We start from the raw sequence: 17,237 nt of genomic DNA, 5'->3' as shown, positions 1-17,237 counted from the left end.
GCCTTAAGCGGGCCGTTATTGCAAAGCTTACATGACAAACATGTACTCCTTGTAACGGCAATGTGAACGGAGTATGAACAAACAAAATAAATGCAACGACGTAACATGCAAGGATGCTTGCACATGAGTCGTTGCATGGAGAATGAATCAAATTAATTAGCTGTTGTGCTTACCATGACTGGACTGGAATTGTCCCTTCTGCCGACGGACTTGATCACCAGGTTATATTGTATCTCTGGATTTAAATGCTCGATAACGGTGCTGTATTGCGTCGTTCCCGGCTTTACCGGCACATAAAGGCTCCAATACTTGCTGATTTTATCATCCTTTTCATAAATACGGAATCCCCTTATCTGTTCTTTGCTGGTCAAAGGCGTTTTCCAGGTTAATGTAGCCTTGGTCCCTTGAAGTTTCACCTTGAGTTCCTCCGCGGGAGCCGGTTTGGTGTCCGTTCGTTTGATGCCGTAATGATCGTATACCTTTAACCCGTTTTTTCCATAGCCACTCTTTCCTTCATCTTCTACAGCAGCCGTATAGGCATCAAACTTTAGAATTTGAGCTGAAACCGACACATCCGTAAACATTTTTTTCTCGGGTTGCTTATTTACTGCTGCAAAAAAGTCGTCATACGGTTCATTTTTGTAATAAAACTTGTTTCCAAAAGCATTGGGCATCAAATACACCGTTCCCTGCGGATTAACAACGTTGCCTGCCTCATCCTTCTCCAGCTTTTTCGGATCAATAACCTTATCCCCATACATCTGGAAAGAACGCATATACATATGATCGTGAGCCTCAAACACCATATCAATACCAAGCTCGTCAAAGACTGGAATCAGATTCTTTCTGAAAAATTTAACGCGATCCCCTTCCCATTGTGCAGAATTATCACCGGATGCGTAAGGCGCCTTGTGAAATGCAACGAATTTCCACTTCTTATCAGACTTAGCAACTGTATTCCGCATCCAATCAATCTGGTTCCAGAACTGCTCATGCTTCTCATCATCCCAGTTCACAGAGCCATCTTCATTCAGCTTTCCGTCAAACTGAGAGTTGTATACCATATAAAGAGCGTCCCCATATTCAAAAGAATACACCGAGCCGTCATGCGTTGCTTCCACCACTTTCCGGGGCAGATTGAAGTGGTTGTAAAAGTTGTTATTCGGCGTTGTTTCATCCCCGTCCCAATCGGATACCTCATGTCCGCCAAGCACAGGAACGAAGGGTACTTTCATCAGTGACTGCTGTGCGAGCCCGAGCATCCACTGCCACTGCTCCTCCAGGTCACCGTTGTCGACCAAATCGCCGGCATTAATCAGAAATTTGGGGTTACCGATATGTTCATTTGCTTTGCTGAAGGTATCTGCCCAGGGTTCAAAACCCAATTTGCTTGAAGCCTGCGAATCGGAGCCGACAATAAAACGATAAGGCTGTGAGGTCGCCGTATCGGTCTCAAATGATCCGATGGAGCTCCAAACCGAGCCGTCACCCACTCTAAAAACATATTTGGTTCCCGGCTTTAATCCGTTTGCGGTTGCTTTATGGCTGAAGAACTTTTTCTTCTTTCCGGTCGTTCTGTCGCTCTTGGTCATATAAGTTGAAATTTCCTCAGAAGATCCGGTAAATTCGAGAACGCCATCATTCGGAAATTCGTTTCCGGTTCCCACTGCGATTTCAGCAGTTTGAACTTTTGTCTCCGCTGAGGAATCCGTGTACCATGCGAATGACATGCTCGTTTTGGTATCGCCGTTGAAAGTCATATTGATAAGAGTTGGCTGAGACGCGGATGGTTGAGTCGTAAAGCTCCATTCGACCTTACGGATCATGGGAGAGCCGTCTATTCCTTGGACCGCGGTTTTTGGAATGGAAACTCTGTACATTTTCCCTTGACCTAGTCCGCCATGCCCGATGCGCAAGGTCGTTTGGTTTATGACCTCAGCGGTAAGGGTTGGAACAGGCTGATTCTGGTCATCTCGAATCGTGATGGCCTCTTGATTCATCAGCTGTATTGATTTGTTGAATTTAACCTCAATCGGAGCCGTCACGGATACTTTTTCAGCTCCATCTCCAGGAGAATGAGACTTATCAATTGTCGGCGTTATGGGTGTTTTTCCAGGGATTAGATCACCCGTCACACGAATATTCCGGATTTTGCTGGACCCGCCTTCACCAATGCCTTCCGGATTATCTTTGGAGTTCGTGGCCAGATTAGAATTGACCAGCCAGCGGATATACAGCAGTTCCTTGTCGTCTGCGTTCGGCAGAGACAGCTTGCTGAGCTTACAGGATTGACCCGGACAATTGTAGCTTGAAACGGTCTTCATCTGAACAGTACCTCCCGGCACGTCGGTCCATACTGTCCGGTCCAAACTTACCTGTACTTTGAAATCGTTAGGACCGGAACCGGAGGAGCTTTGTTCTGAGGATAATTTGATATTCTTGTAGGCAGATGTAGCAAGGGTTGCCAGCCAATACTTTTTGCCCGCACCTTTGTCCCAGCCCTGATAGCTGATATCTTTAGCTTTGCTGTCGAAGTTTTCGAAATACCCTCCAGCCTGTTGAAGGCTCGAGGAAGACATGTACTCTCCTCCGGTGGCTGGGTGGCTTCCTGCTTCTCCTTTGTTTTTGAACACCCATTCGGCGATTACGCCTTCTGCAGCAGCAGTTTCCTTCTGTACAACAGAGGCTTGCTTGGGCTTGCCCGTCACGGGGCCGGCCAGTGAGTCTGCCGGGAATGACCAGGGGATCAACAGAAGTACCAAGAACATAAAGAATAGTTGTTTCGGATTACTTCCTCTCTTTTTCTGGATTTGCATGGTTTTGCAGCCCCTTTCCCGTTCAAATGAACGGATTCGCTTGAGGATTCATTAGGAATCCCGCTTTCTTGAATATATCCCATGCCCGCCTCAGGATTCTCAGAGAATCTTATTGAAAAACCGCCGTTTTCAACATATCTTGCTGTTAACATTTTGTTTAACAATTCAAACCGCTTCGGCTACAATGAGAATATCATTAAATTACCGGAGTGCCGGAGAGGTGTTTGATATGAACTTTTTTCATTCTGATCCCTTTTATATCAGCCGAGAAAGTAAATCCTATTCCAGCATTCCTTCATTCCACTATCATGATGCTTATGAAATTCTGTATATTGTCTCGGGCGAACTTCATTATCATATCGGAAGCCAGCCGTTTCAGCTTGTGGGCGGCTCCATGCTGCTCATCCGAAAAAAGGACGAACACCGGCTGATCAATCCCAATGGTGCAAAATTCGAGAGAGTAACACTGCTTTTTAAAGAAGAGTTTCTAGGCGGGTTGTTGACCGGGGACTTGTCATTTCATCCGTTGTCCGCTTTCCAATCCGGTTCTGGCTCCCTCCGGTTAAAGGGTCAGGAGCAAGGTTATGTCGAAGCGATATTTGCAAAGATGGCCGCCGAGTCCGCGAATGAATTTCCGGAGTCTGGTTTCTATCTCAAAATCCTTTTGTCCGAGCTTTTAATATACATACACCGCTTATTAAACAGCGGACGTCCGTATATGAATTGCTCCACCAACCAGGTTTATCAGCGTATCTCCCATATCACCCATTTCATCAATCACCACTATGATCAGCGCCTGACCTTGGAGGAGCTCGCGGTCCGTTTCCATGTCAGTCCCTCCCATCTTAGCCGGACCTTCAAGGAATCAACAGGGTTTACCCTCATCGAGTATGTGAACCATGTTCGAATCAAACAAGCCTGCTATTTATTGAAAGAATCCAATTGGCAAGTTTCAGCTATTGCCGAAAGCGTCGGCTTCGGGAATTCAACTCATTTTGGCCGGACGTTTAAAAGCATCATAGGTCTCTCTCCCTTGAAATTCCGCAAGAATCCGCAGGCGGGATACATGGCCGTAAAACAACAAAAAGCCTGAATTCCATTAAAGGAGTTCGGCTCTTTGGGGGATATCACCATCTAATTCACTGATATCCCGAATCAGTTCTGCTGAAGGAGTGGTCATAATTATAACAATGAAAGGAATCTTTCGCACATGACAAGAGAAGTGAAAAAGCAATTGAATGAGGGGCCTAGAATTCGAAGAGAACAAGAATTGGTATCAAAAATGATTCGTATCTATTGCAGGAAAAAACATCATCAAACGGCCTTCTGTGAGGAATGTCAGGAGTTAAATGTATATGCGAGGAACAGACTTTCGCTCTGTCGATTCGGTGAGGAGAAGACGGCTTGCGCAAAATGTCCTATCCATTGTTACAAACAAGATTACCGTCAAAAAATCAAGGACGTAATGCGTTATTCTGGTCCATGGATGCTGCTGTATCACCCTATTGAGTCCATTAGGCATATTCCAATCCCAGGCAAAGGAAGAAAATAGCCCAGTCTGGAACTATGTATTCTGGCAAATGTTCCAGATCAGCGGGCGGTCCGAATAGGCTGCCGAAGGGAATCGGCAACCTACCGCCTAGTGCTAGGTTATGACGTAGTATGTTCCGCATCATACTCGCTGGAAAGCTCTTTCAGCGACTTGATTTTACCATGGGGGTGCTGGTCCTGCTTTCGGGATTTCCACCCAGCTTCTTTTCTTTGCTTCTGCTGGCTCATCTCGGGTAGCCTCCTCTGGAATTGCATCATGTATACTACAGTAATAGGATGCTGAATATTACGTTTATTCATACGTGTTAGTTTGTTTTCATATTTGATGCTCTTGCTAATCCTGATTCAAAAACGTCCGGGTCCGCTCCCGCTGCGGGCTGCCAAAGATCTGCTCCGGTGTTCCAGATTCGGCAATTTCCCCGTTATCCATGAAGAATACACGGTCCGCCACATCGCGGGCAAAGTTCATCTCATGCGTGACGATAATCATGGTCATGTTCTCGTCCGCAAGCTGGCGGATGACACGCAGCACCTCTCCGGTCAACTCGGGATCAAGTGCGGAAGTCGGCTCGTCAAACAGCAGGATGTCCGGGTTCAGCATCAGCGCTCTGGCGATAGCTACCCGCTGCTTCTGTCCACCTGACAGCATAGAAGGGTACACCTCCGCTTTATCGGCAAGGCCTACTTTGGAGAGCAATTCCTTACTTTTCGCGGCAATATCCTGAGTGCCCTCCCGCTTCAGCGTTCGTGGAGCAAGCTCCAGATTCCCCCGTACGCTAAGGTGAGGGAACAGATTAAAGTGCTGAAACACCATGCCCATGGTCGCGGTAATCTCCCTTATATCTGCATTGCTGGAGTATTTTCCGTTCTCTACCAACGGTTTGCCATGGATAAGGATACTTCCGCCGGTAACCTCCTCCAGATGAACAAGACTGCGCAGCATCGTACTTTTTCCGGAACCGGAAGGACCGATCACTGCCACGACTTCTCCCGGTTTCACATCAAAGGTAATCTTCTTCAGCACATCGAGGCTGCCGAAAGATTTCTGCAATTGCTTAACTTCAATCATACTACTCATAATTGGACAGCCCTTCTACTCAAATTTGAAACGTTTCTCCAGTGCCTTGAAGAACAGCGTTAGTATTAATGTCATCAGCAAATAAATAACGCCAGCAACTACAAATGGGGTCACCGTAAAATCGCGGTTCACCGCCGTCTTCGCGTAATTCAGCAGCTCCGGTACAGCTACGGCATAGAGCAACGCAGTGTCCTTGACCAGAGTAATGGACTCATTGGCTACCGCAGGCAATGCAACCCGGAACATCTGGGCAAGAATTACCTTGCGAAGGGTCTGCCATTTGCCGAGCCCGAGAACCTTGGCCGCCTCATGTTGTCCTTTATCAATCGAGAGCATCCCGCCACGGAAGATCTCGGCAAAATAAGCACCATAATTAAGGATGAAGCCAAGACTGGCCGCAACGAAGCGGTCCATGACCAGATATTCCCCAATGACCGGAATCTGCGGCAAGCCGAAGCAGAAGAATAGCAACTGCAGCAGTAGCGGAGTTCCGCGCATGACGTAAATATAAGTGTGCGCAAGCCAGGCTAGCGGTTTGATTGAGCTCTTGGCCATCAGTGTGACCAGCATCCCTAGCGGAATGGACAGCACGATGACAATCAGAAACAGTAAGGCAGTCGTCCGTGCACCTTCAAGCATCGGCCCGGCAATTTTAATAATGTAATCTATATTCATATCTTCAACCGACTCCTAAAGGAAACAATCTAGTTCAGTACTTTGTTCTCGCCAAACCATTTCGTTGAAATTTCAGCAGCCGTTCCATCACTGCTTAGTTCATCCAGAGCCTTTTGCAGCTCAGTAAGCAGTGCTTCATTGCCTTTCTTAATCCCGATGCCGTATTGCTCAGGAGCCAGTGATTCATCCAGAAGCTTGTAAGTACCGGTCTCCTTAGACATATAATATCTAGCCACCACTTCGTCGATAACCACTCCATCCAGGCGTTTCGACTTCAGGTCCGTCAGGGCAAGCACATTGTCCGGGAATTCGGATACCTTGTCAATCTCTGCTTTGATTGGACTGGCATTCAGGGCATCGGCAGCCGACGAAAGACTCTGCAGTCCGACTTCTTTTCCAGCCAGATCATTCAGCTTCGACAGCGCTGAATCCGCCAGCACGACTACAACCTGGCTGTTCTCCAGATAAGGCTTGGTAAACAATACCTTCTCTTTGCGCTCGTCTGTTATGGTGTACCCGTTCCATATCATATCAATGCGTCCGCTGTTCAGCTCCGATTCCTTGGCCGACCAGTCAATTGGCTGGAAGGTGATCTCTTTGCCCATTTTCTCGGCTGCTGCTTTTGCATAGTCAATATCAAAACCGACAATTTCATTGTTGTCATCTCTGAAGCCCATCGGAGCAAACTTATCATCTATACCGATCACCAGTTTGCCGTCATCACCTTTTGAACCGGAGCAGCCTGCGATCACTGCAATTGCCATAGCTACGAATAAAATTAATAATCCTTTTCTCTTCATCTCTCTAATCCCCCTAGTAAATGACACACTGTATGCTTCGCTTTAGCTCATTAACACGTTATCAGTTTATCATGATAACATATCATCTGAGCGGCGTCGATAGAGAAGAGAAACACTTCTGTGTCAAACAAGTGAAACGGCTACCGTCATCTAAGGACGGTAGCCGTTTCAGCGAGAAATACATTTTACAAAAATACCATCGCCTGTATTTTCAGGTGAATGGCTTAAAATAGTTTACAACGACCTCACGGAATTCCAGAGCAGCCGGTGAAATGTAACGGCTTTTGTGCCATAATAATGCGATCTCACGCGCCAAGTCATGATTTTTCACTTGGAGATAGTGAATCTGTTCCCTAGAATTCCTTGCCGTGCTTGGTATAAAAGCGATGCCGATTTCTGCCTCCACAAGGGCACTTAGCCTTGCTGGTTCATCCCCCTCATACACATATCTAGGTTCAAAGCCAACAGATTTGCATACATTGTCCACTAAATCGCGGGTACCATAACCTCTCTTTACACCGACAAACTCTTCATCTCTCAGTTCTGTCAAGGAAATGCTGCTTCGGTCTGCCAGCCGATGCCCTTTGGGAACCGCTACAAGAATGGGGTCAATGAAGACTATTTGGCATTCAATCTCCTCCTCCTCTATGGCAGGTGAGGACAAGCAGAAATCGACTTCTCCGCTGTGAAGAAGCTTAACCATTTCATGCGTGGTCAGCATTTGTACATGAAATTGGACATTTGGCCGCTTTTTTCGAAACTCCCGAAGGATATTTGGCAATGTGCTCGCGGCAGTCACCGCAAGTTCAAGAGTGCCTTGTTCCGGGGAGGAAAGATCATGCAGCTCCTGCTTTCCCTGTTCCAGTTCAAACAAAGCCCTTTCTGCCCTGCGGAGGAATTGGTTTCCGAACTCATTCAAGCGTAGCTTCCTTCCTATCCGGTCGAATAACGGGACTCCCAGATCTTCTTCCAGACGTTGAATCGTTTTGCTTAATGAGGATTGGGTAACGTGCAGGGTCCGTGCTGCTTCGGTCACATGCTCCAGCCGGGCTACTACGAGAAAATACTGCAGTTGAAGAAGTTCCATTTCATACCCCTCTCATTCCTTCTAGTCTATGAAATCATAACATAAAAGGCGTTGGAATAAATAAACGATCTCAAGTACGATGATATCAATACACTTGGGGAGGACCAAAAATGAATGCTCGCAGCAGGTGGCTGATGATCTCCGTGGGTCTGGGGATCCTTTTGAACCCATTAAATTCTTCGATGATTTCCGTGGCTATAGCAAGGCTGCAAAAGGTGTATCAGCTTGATTTTACTGAGGTATCCTGGATCATTTTCTCATTCTATATTGCGAGTGCTATCGCTCAACCTGTCATGGGGAAGGCCAGTGATCTATTCGGGCGTAGAAAGATCTTTCTAACCGGTCTTGTTGTAGCCTTCGTTGCATCATTATTAGCTCCGCTATCCCCCACCTTTGGGTGGCTCATTGTGTTCCGCATTGTGCAATCCATCGGAACAAGCATGATGGTTGCAGTTGGAATGGCCATTGTGCGAATTCATATTACGGAGAAACAGGCGACTGCGCTGTCCGTGATGTCCATTTTCCTATCCGGTGCGGCAGCTATCGGTCCCTTTATCGGTGGAGTTTTGATTCAATGGTGGGATTGGTCTGCGATTTTTCTCGTTAATATTCCGTTCGTGGTTACGAGCTTTGTGTTAGCTTGGAGGATGATTCCTAAGGACGAACCGCCAACATCCGTTTCATCCCAGATGTCGTTCCGTAAATGGTGTGATTTGATTGACGCGACAGGGATTCTGCTCTTTATCGTAGGTCTGGTCGCCTTGCTGGTGGGATTACTGTCAGCAAAATCTTCTGGCCATGTCTCGTTGGGTCCTGTCATTATCGGACTGATTGGCCTTTTTGCACTGGTGGCTTTCGTACGCCATGAGTTAAAAGCGGCATCACCCTTTATTCCTTTGCGCACATTCGCCAAATATCCTGAGATGACTTGGGTTAATATCGAATTCATGCTTGTTAACGTACTTTATTACTCACTCTTTTTCGGGCTTCCGTCCTACTTGCAAATGGTACGTCATGTCAACGAATCCCATACAGGGATTCTGATGTTAAGCTTAGGCTTGTGCTCGCTTATTGTTTCTCCACTAGCCGGACGATGGATTGATAAGTCAGGACCAGGGCCCGCATTGCTGACATCCGGAATACTAATGACACTAGGTTCGGTATGGATGGTGACCATGAACCCCACTTCACCGGTTATCAGTGTATGTGTGTCGTTGGCTGCATTCGGTGTTGGGAACGGGTTAAACAATGTCGGTATGCAAGTGGCTCTGTTCAAAAGTTCGCCAAAAGAAATGATCGGTGTAGCATCCGGCGTTTTTATGACATCAAGATATCTGGGAACCATTCTCTCTTCCTTATTGCTGGGCATCATAATGGGAGGTAAGTTCAGCGCTGGGGGATTTCGACTGCTTGGTGTGATCCTATCGGTCATTGCATTGTCTTTGGTATGTATGAGTTGGCGGCACAGGAACTCGCGACAACTGGAAGAGTCTTAGGTGATGCTCTAAACAAAGAAACTCTACAACCACATGGGTTGAAGAGTTCTTTTGTTCATTCTGCAATGAATGGTTGTTGAATTAGAATTTAAGGATTCCCGAGGTATGCAGCAACACCAGGAATACCAGAATCGGTGCAATATACCGGAGCATGAATAACCAGATGCGGAACCAGCGCGCCTGTAGTCCTGCCGCTTCTGCTGCCCCCTTCCAGAAATAACCGGCAAAAATGGTGATCAGCAGACCGCCAAGCGGCAGCATAATGTTGGAGGTGATGAAATCCATCCAGTCGAACAGGGCTTTACCGCCAAACGTAAGTTCAGGGAACATTCCCAGCGACATAGCTGAAGGAATACCGAGCAGAAAACAGACCAGAGACAATACCCAAACCGAACGTTGACGGCTCCAGTTCCAGCGCTCCATCGCGAAGGATACAGGCACTTCAAGCAGCGATACAGCTGAGGTCAAGGCGGCAATCGCCAGCAGGATGAAGAACAGACCACCGAAGAACGAACCGAAAGGCATAGCCGAGAAAGCCGCCGGCAGAGCGATGAAAATCAGCGAAGGCCCTTGGTCAGGAGCAATACCAAACGAGAACGTAGTCGGGAAAATAATCAATCCGGCGATAAACGCATAGATCAAATCTCCGGCTCCTATCGCAAGTGTAGCGGTGCCCAGCGACTGATTTTTATCTACATAAGAACCGTAGGTCAAAAGAATCCCCATGCCGAGTGACAACGAGAAGAAGGCATGTCCCAAAGCGACTAGCGCGGATTCTGCTGTCAGTACCGAGAAGTCCGGTTTGAGGAAGAAGGAAACCCCTTTATCTGCACCCGGTAAGGTCAGCGCACGAATCATCAATACAATAAGGAGAACAACCAGGCCGGGAATCAATACTTTATTGAACTTCTCAATCCCGCCCGATACTCCAAGGATAACAACTCCCGCAGAAATCAGGATGGCTACACCCTGCCAGACAATCGGCGAGTACCCTGAGATAAATGAGCCAAATTCACCTGCATAATCAGTCGTGCTGAACAGTTGTCCATTGAAGGCAATCATTGCATAGTGCAGCGTCCAACCTGCAACAATAATATAAAAGGAGAGGATTAGAAAAGGTGCAATCACTTGCAGTATTCCAGCTGCCTTCCACCCTTTTCCGCCTCCGGCACGGATGAACGACGTCGCCGCGCTTCCGCGTCCGCTGCGTCCGATGGCGAGTTCGGCCAACAGAACAGGTAAGCCGATTAGCACCAGACAGACGATGAAGAGCAGGAAGAAAGCCGCTCCGCCATTTTCTCCTGTAATATAAGGAAATTTCCACATATTCCCCAGACCCACCGAGCTGCCGATGGCCGCGAAAATAAAGCCGCTGGAGGAGAAACGTTCCTTTTTCTCTGAGAGCAGGCTTTTTTCACCTTTATACTGATTCATTTCATAACGCCCCATTTTCTTTTTTTAGAACTCATTATAGCTTAAGTAGCCATCGGAGTCATATGGTAATTTCTAATTTCTCAAATATTCATCCGTTAAAAGAGTTGTATTTATCATTTACAATGGGTTCTGTTTCAATTAGAATGGTTTACATTGTGTTATTAATTACTTGGTGTAAACCATTCACAGGAGGGCTTTGATATGAGCAGCTTACCTAAGTCTGCCAGATTTCCACTTTTCATTCTAATGCTGAATCTGTTTATCGCTTTATTGGGACAAGGTATGGTCATCCCCATTCTTCCTGAATACTTGAAACAATTTAATGCCTCAGGGGCTGCAGCCGGGTATCTTATTGCTGCTTTTGGAGCCGCACAGTTTATTTTTTCACCTATAGGCGGGCAGCTTTCGGATCGGTGGGGCCGAAAATCAATGATCATATCCGGTCTGTTTTTAACGGTCATTTCTGATCTGATGTTTGCTGTATCTGCGACATTACCGCTTCTGTATATTGCCCGATTTATCGGGGGAATAGGTATTGGATTAATGGTTCCTTCCAATATGGCCTATGTCGCTGATATTACCACTCAGGAAACCCGCGCTAAAGGAATGGGATTATTGGGGGCTTCCATGAATTTGGGTATGGTACTTGGTCCAGGGTTAGGGGGGATTATCGCTGAGTTTGGCATACGTGTCCCCTATTTTTTTGCGGGTGGGCTTGGACTTGCAGCTACGCTACTTAGTATATTTATGCCAGAGACACTTCCCAGGGAAAGACGGAAATCCGTTAGTACACGGGTACATCGGGAGCCCCTTCGCAACCTGATCTTAAATTCTTTTCGGACTTCGTATTTCCGCTATCTCCTGCTCATTCTGATCATGACATTTGGTTTGATGAATTATGAAACGGTGTATGCCTTATTTGTGGAACAAAAGTACGGTTTTGATGCCACTAAAATCTCAATTATCATTACGGTAGGTGCAGTTATAGGCATCATTGTGCAGATCTGGCTGCTTGATTATCTTATTAAGCGGCTAGGCGAAATGAAACTTATACGTCTATCTTTGGTGATCACGGCAATAAGTTTGCTCTTGATGATCATCAAGTTTAATTTAGGTTATCTGATCGTAGTATCTGCCCTGTTTTTTGCCTTTAATGCATTCTTAAGACCAACGGTAAGTACGCTGATTGCCAACTCAGCTGGTGACCGGCAAGGATATGCTGCCGGATTAAATACAACGTATACCAGCATAGGAAATATACTTGGGCCGATTTTAGCAGGACAGTTGTTTGACAAACACATGAATATACCCTATATTTTTGGTGCACTTATCCTTACATCTGCGCTTTTCTTGACCTTGCGAAAGCCAAAAAATGATAAAGAACGGATTGCTGCCTATGACTGAGAACTGGCATCAGAATTTGAGAAACAAAAACAGGGAAGAACTAATTGCTGCGGCTAAGGAACTTTTTATGAAGCAAAGCTTTCTCAAAGTTAATATTAAAGATGTATGCCGCGTGGCCGGAGTAAGCCGGGTTACATACTATAAGCATTTTCAATCCATAGACGAACTGATCTTTGAGGTCCAGATGGAAATCCTCCAGAGTATGACCCAATTTGTTGGAAGAGCAGCTTCAGCCGAAATGAATGGTAAGCAGATGCTTGCTTCGATGCTGGAGGCTTGGATTGATTATGCTTCGCAACATCCAGAGTACATCAAGTTTATTCTTCTCTTCGATCTGCATTATGAAGCCTATGACTCAAGCGATGAACTCAAAGTGCAGTATAATAATTTTGTTAACCGGGAAAAAGAACGTCATTTCCTAATGGATGCTCTGGACATTGGTTTTAAAGATGGATCGTTAAAGTCAGATACTGAGCCCTTGAAGACCGCTCATTTTATCTTCATGTCTATGATGGGTTTACTTCAGAAAATGAGCTTGATTCCCAAGGGCGATTGGAACGGCGAACTTCAGGATAAACAAATGGCTAAGCGGTTTGTTGGAATGTTGGTTCAGCATTTAAGTGGAAAATAACAAATCCCCCTGCCTTTTGGGCAGGGGGATTTGTCCATAAATCTGTTTCTATTCATATAGATGAATCGAACCGGTAGGTCCAGAACTGTTCTGTGCCGAACCTGCCGCGGATTTCTTCATCACTCAGCTCCCGGTTGCCAACGAGTTCCGCCGCTTGGAATTGCGAACGGTGCGCTGTAATCGAGGCCATTTTATTAACAAGGAATGATGTTACATCTACGGTCACATCTGCTTTCCCGATAACCGTCTCGTGATTGCTGGCGAAGGCGCTGCAGTGCACAAGCGGCCTTTCTGCCGCGGGGAGCCGGCTGATGGTTCGGATGACGGCTGCCCCGGTGGCATCATGATCGGGATGCACACTGTACCCTGGATAGAAGGTGATGACCAGTGACGGGGTCAATTCCTGGAGCAGTGACAGGATGCGGGAGTCCAGCAGCTGCTGGTCTTCGAACTCAATCATTTTATCATGGAAGCCGAGCATCCTTAAGTCTTGAATGCCAATCGCATGGCAAGACGCTGTCAGTTCCTCCTTGCGGATTGCTGGCAAGCTGACACGGCTCGCGAACGGCGGGATGCCCATATTGCGGCCCATCTCCCCTAGTGTCAGACAAGCATAGGTGACTTGAGCGCCGCCTTCTATGTACATAGCCAATGTCCCTGCTGCAACAAATGCTTCGTCATCGGGATGGGGAAATACCACTAAGATGCGCTCATGTTTGGCTTGTTTAGTATTCATGGCTGCTTGATCCTCCGCTTTCATTAGAACTTGTCCCGGCTTAATTGCAATGACACAATTAGCTTTCCTTGACTATCGTGCCCAGCCATGATTAGGCGTTCATGCTCATTCTCATCAACATGCGTAAGGCCCTCTGCATAAATCCAGCCGTTTGCTGTCTTTAATCCGACCCGGTAAGGACCCGTGCCGGAGATGGAGCCGTGCGTATATGAGACGGCAGCGTTGGTGATGAACGCCGAAGCCGTTGGCCGGCTGCTGTCCAAATGACTGGCGTAGGCGCCTGTGGTGAGTTCAAGGTGCAGGTAAAGTTCCTGACCGGTGAAGCGGTCGATCACAGTTTGGATGTCTTGAGGATGTATCGGCAGCATAATGGCCTCCTTGTTTGATGTTTTACCCTTCAACTATATCAGCTTGCAGTTCTGTTGCAATTTCAATCATTTTGGGAACTACAGCTTCGTTGGAAATAGCTACATACAAATCACCCATGTAAAGCCGGAAAGGAATTTCCACATCCCCCTGCTTCCACATCCAAAAGTCTCCATCAATGGACATGTTGCTTTCCGGGCCTTTTACGGTAAAAACCCGTGAGTATGCAAAGTCGGGCTTTGCTGCAAAGTAATCTTTGCATTCATCCAAAGAGATGGATGGCTCCGCATTATTTTCCTGCATTGATCGTGTGATACGAAAACGCTGATTCATTGATATGCCTCCAAATTTTTGTGAAATCTGTATCCTCTACAAAACAATATTCTCTCATTCTCGGAGTCTACTGTCAAAACTATAGTGTACATAAAATGAACGATTGCTAGCCTCTATCTGTCTTATTGATGAGAACAACAAAAAAGGGGGTGCAGCAGAATGACTGACCGGGAAATTTTCGAGCTCTATAAAGAAGATGTTTATTATTTTTGCTACTATTTGATGAAAAATCAAGCTGATGCTGAGGATATTAGCCAAGAGGTATTTGTCAAAGTGATTTTGGCAGATAGATCAAAGGTAAGAAACCTGAAATCGTGGATTTTGCGAATTGCTTCGAATGAGTGCAACAGCCTGATTAGAAGGCGTAAAACAGGAGTGATGAAAGAATTACGTAATTATTTACTATCCAGGTCTCAGGATTCCAACCCTGTCGAAGAGCATTTAAATCACCGGGAAACTAAAAAAGAAATTCAAGGCTTATATAGTAAGCTTCCCGACAAAATCAGAATGGTAGTAGTCCTTCGTTTTATTAACGAATTGACTGTACCCGAGATCTCTAAAGTGATGGACATACCCGAAGGAACTGCAAAATCCAGACTAAATAAAGGGCTTAAGCTGTTAAAGGGCAAAATGGCTGGAACTCAACTAAAGGAGATGAGCAGTAATGAATCAGTATATTGAAAAGGATAAGAACATTCCCCTGCCGGATTATGATTTAATGTGGACAGCCATAGAAAAAGAAGCCTATCAACGCCAAATAAATCTGCAGCCTTCGCAGAATATTCCTAGACATCGTGCGAAGGTTGTTCCCATCAGTATCGTTTTCTCATGTATCTTGCTTGTCGCCATTCCTGTATACGCTAGTGTGACGGTCAATTGGGATAAAATTGGCGGCCGTAGTGTGACCAATGCATTAAAAAACGGTATTGGCCAGCAGTATGATCTCCAAGCTTCCAGTTCTGGAGTTACAATGAACTTGAACGGTGTGGTGACGGATGGAGAAAAAATGAGAATGCTCATATCTCTGGATACTAAAACCGACCTAAGCCAATATATTGGAATTGCTACAGAGAAAAATACCATGACAAGTGAATCCGGTAGCGAGGCAAAAGTATACGGCAATTTAGAATACGACCCGGAAAGCAAGAAACTCCTTGGTGTATACGAAACCCCTGATACCTTAAAGGATGATAAAAAAGACTACAAATTTGAAGCGGAAAATCTTATTTTTCTCCGTAATAGGGATATTCCCTTAAAATCTAATCATCAAGCTGGAGATACGATTGTTACCGGATCTACACAGTATCCAACCCTCCATATTGAATCCGTTAGACAAGCTTCAAATCAAACCATTATCCGCTATAGGGTCGCTGCATCACCGTCTGACTTGGGACGTGGCAACCCGCATCTGGTAGTTCATGCTGGTGGTCAAGTGAAAGAAGCAGTTCCCACCATCATGCCTAACGAAGGTTCGGATTTGTTTATTGAACAAGTATTCGATATGACTGAATCCGATTGGAAGGACGCCAGTCTTCATTTCAGTTACATTGAAGAAGCAAAACGGATTTCAGGCAGTTGGAAGTTTGATTTTAAAGCAGATGGAAAAAAGGCAAGTGAAGCTATGTACACTAAGAAATTGTCTACCAGTCCTGAAGTCCAGGCAAAGACAGGCATAACCTTCGATCAGCTGGTGATCACCCCTTTAGATATCCAGATCCTAATCAATGAAGAAGAATCGCTCAAAAAAGGAATTGTCCACTACAAAACTGCTCAGCTGGTTATAGGGGATAAAACAATCGCCGGGGATCGGGTTTTAAAAGGGGATCATCCCGGAAGCTATCAGCATTTATTTCAATTTGAAACTTCGGAGTGGTATAAGAACTGGTCGGACGTTCCAATAAAACTTAATTTGAAAGATGCTGTCATTCAGAAACGGGATACCTCTAAGAATTGGATCACGCTAAATAAACCTAAGAAAGAAAAGCAGTCCGCCAAACTTAATGTGGATGGCTTTGAAATTCAATTCACGTATTATACAGAGGGCGATAATTTGATGGTCGAGTCCCATTCCGAATCCCCTGGCTTCAAGGGTGTTAACCAAACTACGCTACGGATTAACGGCAAAGAAATAGTACCTGAAATTACACCTAAGGGTATGGTATCTACAGGGGTTAATATCGATAGCTACAAAGGTATTCCCTTTGATGAAAAGATTGAACTGAACCCTGGTATTTATAAATACAGCGATCCAAGCCGGAATGAAGAAGTTAAACTCTAACTGAATTTAATAATAAACCAGCGGCAGTCTTGGATTGGATAATAAAATCCTAGACTGCCGCTTCTGATATCAGTACTCCCTTTTATTCCCCTTCTTTACGAATTCCCACTCGACCTCAACATTTTTTCTGACTCTTAGTAGAAGACGAAACAATGTTTCTTGTTCTTTTTCAGAAAATCCTGCTAACGCAACCAAATCGGTATGATCCCCTTCTCTCTTCAGAAAAGAGTACGCTTGCTTACCTTTTTCAGTTGTAAATAGCCTTTTGATTTTCCTGTTCGTTTCATCGTCTTTCTTTTCAATAAAGCCTTGGATTTCAAGCTTTTGAATCGCACGTGCTGCTGTTGTTCGGTCCACCTTTATCATTTCCGACAGCTTTTCTTGAATAATTCCCGGATTCTCATATATTCGAACCAGATATAAATACTGCCCTTTCGTAAGATCTAATTCCTTGAACTCTATATTACTTATAGAATCTAATGCCCTTGCAATCATTCCAACTTCACGAAGGATCTCCTTCATTCAAATCACCTGCCGTCCACTATTGTTGTA

General features: G+C 45.6%; 18 protein-coding genes. 7 read left to right on the top strand and 11 right to left on the bottom strand.

Going from position 1 to position 17,237, the window contains the following annotated elements; translation table 11 throughout:
• Nucleotides 1-152: 152 nt before the first annotated feature.
• Complete coding sequence (locus tag NST07_RS16955; protein ID WP_342479812.1) at nt 153-2,768, bottom strand: fibronectin type III domain-containing protein; 2,616 nt, start codon at nt 2,766-2,768, stop codon at nt 153-155.
• 277 nt (nt 2,769-3,045) lie between these two features.
• Here NST07_RS16955 and NST07_RS16950 point away from each other — a divergent pair, with 277 nt between their 5' ends.
• Both NST07_RS16950 and NST07_RS16945 read left to right on the top strand, forming a co-directional pair.
• A complete protein-coding gene (locus NST07_RS16950; protein ID WP_342479811.1) occupies nt 3,046-3,909 on the top strand; it encodes an AraC family transcriptional regulator in 864 nt (287 codons plus the stop codon).
• 117 nt (nt 3,910-4,026) lie between these two features.
• Nucleotides 4,027-4,368 (top strand): nitrous oxide-stimulated promoter family protein, encoded by a 342-nt coding sequence (locus NST07_RS16945; protein WP_341093248.1) that lies wholly within the window; start codon nt 4,027-4,029, stop codon nt 4,366-4,368.
• A gap of 98 nt (nt 4,369-4,466) precedes the next feature.
• Here NST07_RS16945 and NST07_RS16940 read toward each other — a convergent pair whose 3' ends face one another.
• From NST07_RS16940 to NST07_RS16920, 5 genes are all read right to left on the bottom strand, one after another.
• Complete coding sequence (locus tag NST07_RS16940; RefSeq protein ID WP_231578275.1) at nt 4,467-4,595, bottom strand: DUF6254 family protein; 129 nt, start codon at nt 4,593-4,595, stop codon at nt 4,467-4,469.
• Nucleotides 4,596-4,701: 106 nt separating this feature from the next.
• Nucleotides 4,702-5,448, bottom strand: a complete 747-nt coding sequence (locus NST07_RS16935; RefSeq protein WP_341380373.1) for an amino acid ABC transporter ATP-binding protein — start codon at nt 5,446-5,448, stop codon at nt 4,702-4,704.
• Nucleotides 5,449-5,460: 12 nt separating this feature from the next.
• A complete protein-coding gene (locus NST07_RS16930; RefSeq protein WP_341093247.1) occupies nt 5,461-6,120 on the bottom strand; it encodes an amino acid ABC transporter permease in 660 nt (219 codons plus the stop codon).
• A 29-nt stretch (nt 6,121-6,149) separates the two neighbouring features.
• Nucleotides 6,150-6,920 (bottom strand): amino acid ABC transporter substrate-binding protein, encoded by a 771-nt coding sequence (locus NST07_RS16925; RefSeq protein ID WP_340898263.1) that lies wholly within the window; start codon nt 6,918-6,920, stop codon nt 6,150-6,152.
• A 211-nt stretch (nt 6,921-7,131) separates the two neighbouring features.
• Complete coding sequence (locus NST07_RS16920; protein WP_341093245.1) at nt 7,132-8,007, bottom strand: LysR family transcriptional regulator; 876 nt, start codon at nt 8,005-8,007, stop codon at nt 7,132-7,134.
• Between the two features lie 110 nt (nt 8,008-8,117).
• Between NST07_RS16920 and NST07_RS16915 the strand changes: the two genes are divergently transcribed.
• A complete protein-coding gene (locus NST07_RS16915; RefSeq protein ID WP_341093244.1) occupies nt 8,118-9,503 on the top strand; it encodes an MFS transporter in 1,386 nt (461 codons plus the stop codon).
• 81 nt (nt 9,504-9,584) lie between these two features.
• Here the strand turns inward: NST07_RS16915 and NST07_RS16910 are convergent, their stop codons facing one another.
• Nucleotides 9,585-10,937, bottom strand: a complete 1,353-nt coding sequence (locus NST07_RS16910) for a sodium-dependent transporter (RefSeq protein WP_341093243.1) — start codon at nt 10,935-10,937, stop codon at nt 9,585-9,587.
• Between the two features lie 201 nt (nt 10,938-11,138).
• Between NST07_RS16910 and NST07_RS16905 the strand changes: the two genes are divergently transcribed.
• Entirely contained in the window at nt 11,139-12,341 is a 1,203-nt protein-coding gene (locus NST07_RS16905) for an MFS transporter (RefSeq protein WP_341378652.1), read from the top strand.
• Entirely contained in the window at nt 12,334-12,972 is a 639-nt protein-coding gene (locus tag NST07_RS16900) for a TetR/AcrR family transcriptional regulator (protein ID WP_341093240.1), read from the top strand. The genes NST07_RS16905 and NST07_RS16900 overlap by 8 nt, the downstream gene beginning before the upstream one ends.
• Before the next feature lie 52 nt (nt 12,973-13,024).
• Here NST07_RS16900 and bshB2 read toward each other — a convergent pair whose 3' ends face one another.
• The 3 genes from bshB2 to NST07_RS16885 are packed head-to-tail and all read right to left on the bottom strand — an operon-like array spanning nt 13,025 to nt 14,407.
• On the bottom strand, nt 13,025-13,708 hold the full coding sequence (gene bshB2 / locus NST07_RS16895; protein ID WP_341093239.1) for a bacillithiol biosynthesis deacetylase BshB2: 684 nt from the start codon (nt 13,706-13,708) through the stop codon (nt 13,025-13,027).
• A gap of 23 nt (nt 13,709-13,731) precedes the next feature.
• Complete coding sequence (locus NST07_RS16890; RefSeq protein ID WP_342479810.1) at nt 13,732-14,076, bottom strand: YojF family protein; 345 nt, start codon at nt 14,074-14,076, stop codon at nt 13,732-13,734.
• Nucleotides 14,077-14,098: 22 nt separating this feature from the next.
• Nucleotides 14,099-14,407, bottom strand: coding sequence for a hypothetical protein (locus NST07_RS16885; protein WP_342479809.1), 309 nt, complete (start codon nt 14,405-14,407; stop codon nt 14,099-14,101).
• A 159-nt stretch (nt 14,408-14,566) separates the two neighbouring features.
• Here NST07_RS16885 and NST07_RS16880 point away from each other — a divergent pair, with 159 nt between their 5' ends.
• Together NST07_RS16880 and NST07_RS16875 are read left to right on the top strand one after the other, a co-directional pair.
• Nucleotides 14,567-15,088 carry an RNA polymerase sigma factor gene (locus NST07_RS16880; RefSeq protein WP_341093234.1) on the top strand — a complete coding sequence of 174 codons (522 nt, stop codon included), beginning with the start codon at nt 14,567-14,569 and terminating at the stop codon, nt 15,086-15,088.
• Nucleotides 15,072-16,685, top strand: coding sequence for a DUF4179 domain-containing protein (locus tag NST07_RS16875; protein ID WP_341093232.1), 1,614 nt, complete (start codon nt 15,072-15,074; stop codon nt 16,683-16,685). Before NST07_RS16880 ends, NST07_RS16875 begins: the two co-directional genes overlap by 17 nt.
• A gap of 69 nt (nt 16,686-16,754) precedes the next feature.
• Here the strand turns inward: NST07_RS16875 and NST07_RS16870 are convergent, their stop codons facing one another.
• Nucleotides 16,755-17,207 (bottom strand): MarR family transcriptional regulator, encoded by a 453-nt coding sequence (locus NST07_RS16870; RefSeq protein WP_341093229.1) that lies wholly within the window; start codon nt 17,205-17,207, stop codon nt 16,755-16,757.
• Nucleotides 17,208-17,237: the final 30 nt, after the last annotated feature.

Origin of the sequence: Paenibacillus sp. FSL L8-0340, from assembly GCF_038593145.1 — a bacterium.
GTDB lineage: Bacteria > Bacillota > Bacilli > Paenibacillales > Paenibacillaceae > Paenibacillus_AQ.
This window is presented reverse-complemented; position numbering and strand designations above follow the sequence as displayed.

Coding starts and splice junctions, on each gene's coding strand:
- NST07_RS16905 (WP_341378652.1), top strand. CDS start 11,139: ATGAGCAGCTTACCTAAGTCTGCCAGATTTCCACTTTTCATTCTAATG.
- NST07_RS16870 (WP_341093229.1), bottom strand. CDS start 17,207: ATGAAGGAGATCCTTCGTGAAGTTGGAATGATTGCAAGGGCATTAGAT.
- bshB2 (WP_341093239.1), bottom strand. CDS start 13,708: ATGAATACTAAACAAGCCAAACATGAGCGCATCTTAGTGGTATTTCCC.
- NST07_RS16875 (WP_341093232.1), top strand. CDS start 15,072: ATGAATCAGTATATTGAAAAGGATAAGAACATTCCCCTGCCGGATTAT.
- NST07_RS16880 (WP_341093234.1), top strand. CDS start 14,567: ATGACTGACCGGGAAATTTTCGAGCTCTATAAAGAAGATGTTTATTAT.
- NST07_RS16890 (WP_342479810.1), bottom strand. CDS start 14,076: ATGCTGCCGATACATCCTCAAGACATCCAAACTGTGATCGACCGCTTC.
- NST07_RS16910 (WP_341093243.1), bottom strand. CDS start 10,937: ATGAATCAGTATAAAGGTGAAAAAAGCCTGCTCTCAGAGAAAAAGGAA.
- NST07_RS16930 (WP_341093247.1), bottom strand. CDS start 6,120: ATGAATATAGATTACATTATTAAAATTGCCGGGCCGATGCTTGAAGGT.
- NST07_RS16915 (WP_341093244.1), top strand. CDS start 8,118: ATGAATGCTCGCAGCAGGTGGCTGATGATCTCCGTGGGTCTGGGGATC.
- NST07_RS16900 (WP_341093240.1), top strand. CDS start 12,334: ATGACTGAGAACTGGCATCAGAATTTGAGAAACAAAAACAGGGAAGAA.
- NST07_RS16955 (WP_342479812.1), bottom strand. CDS start 2,768: ATGTTCTTGGTACTTCTGTTGATCCCCTGGTCATTCCCGGCAGACTCA.
- NST07_RS16925 (WP_340898263.1), bottom strand. CDS start 6,920: ATGAAGAGAAAAGGATTATTAATTTTATTCGTAGCTATGGCAATTGCA.
- NST07_RS16885 (WP_342479809.1), bottom strand. CDS start 14,407: ATGAATCAGCGTTTTCGTATCACACGATCAATGCAGGAAAATAATGCG.
- NST07_RS16950 (WP_342479811.1), top strand. CDS start 3,046: ATGAACTTTTTTCATTCTGATCCCTTTTATATCAGCCGAGAAAGTAAA.
- NST07_RS16920 (WP_341093245.1), bottom strand. CDS start 8,007: ATGGAACTTCTTCAACTGCAGTATTTTCTCGTAGTAGCCCGGCTGGAG.
- NST07_RS16940 (WP_231578275.1), bottom strand. CDS start 4,595: ATGAGCCAGCAGAAGCAAAGAAAAGAAGCTGGGTGGAAATCCCGAAAG.
- NST07_RS16945 (WP_341093248.1), top strand. CDS start 4,027: ATGACAAGAGAAGTGAAAAAGCAATTGAATGAGGGGCCTAGAATTCGA.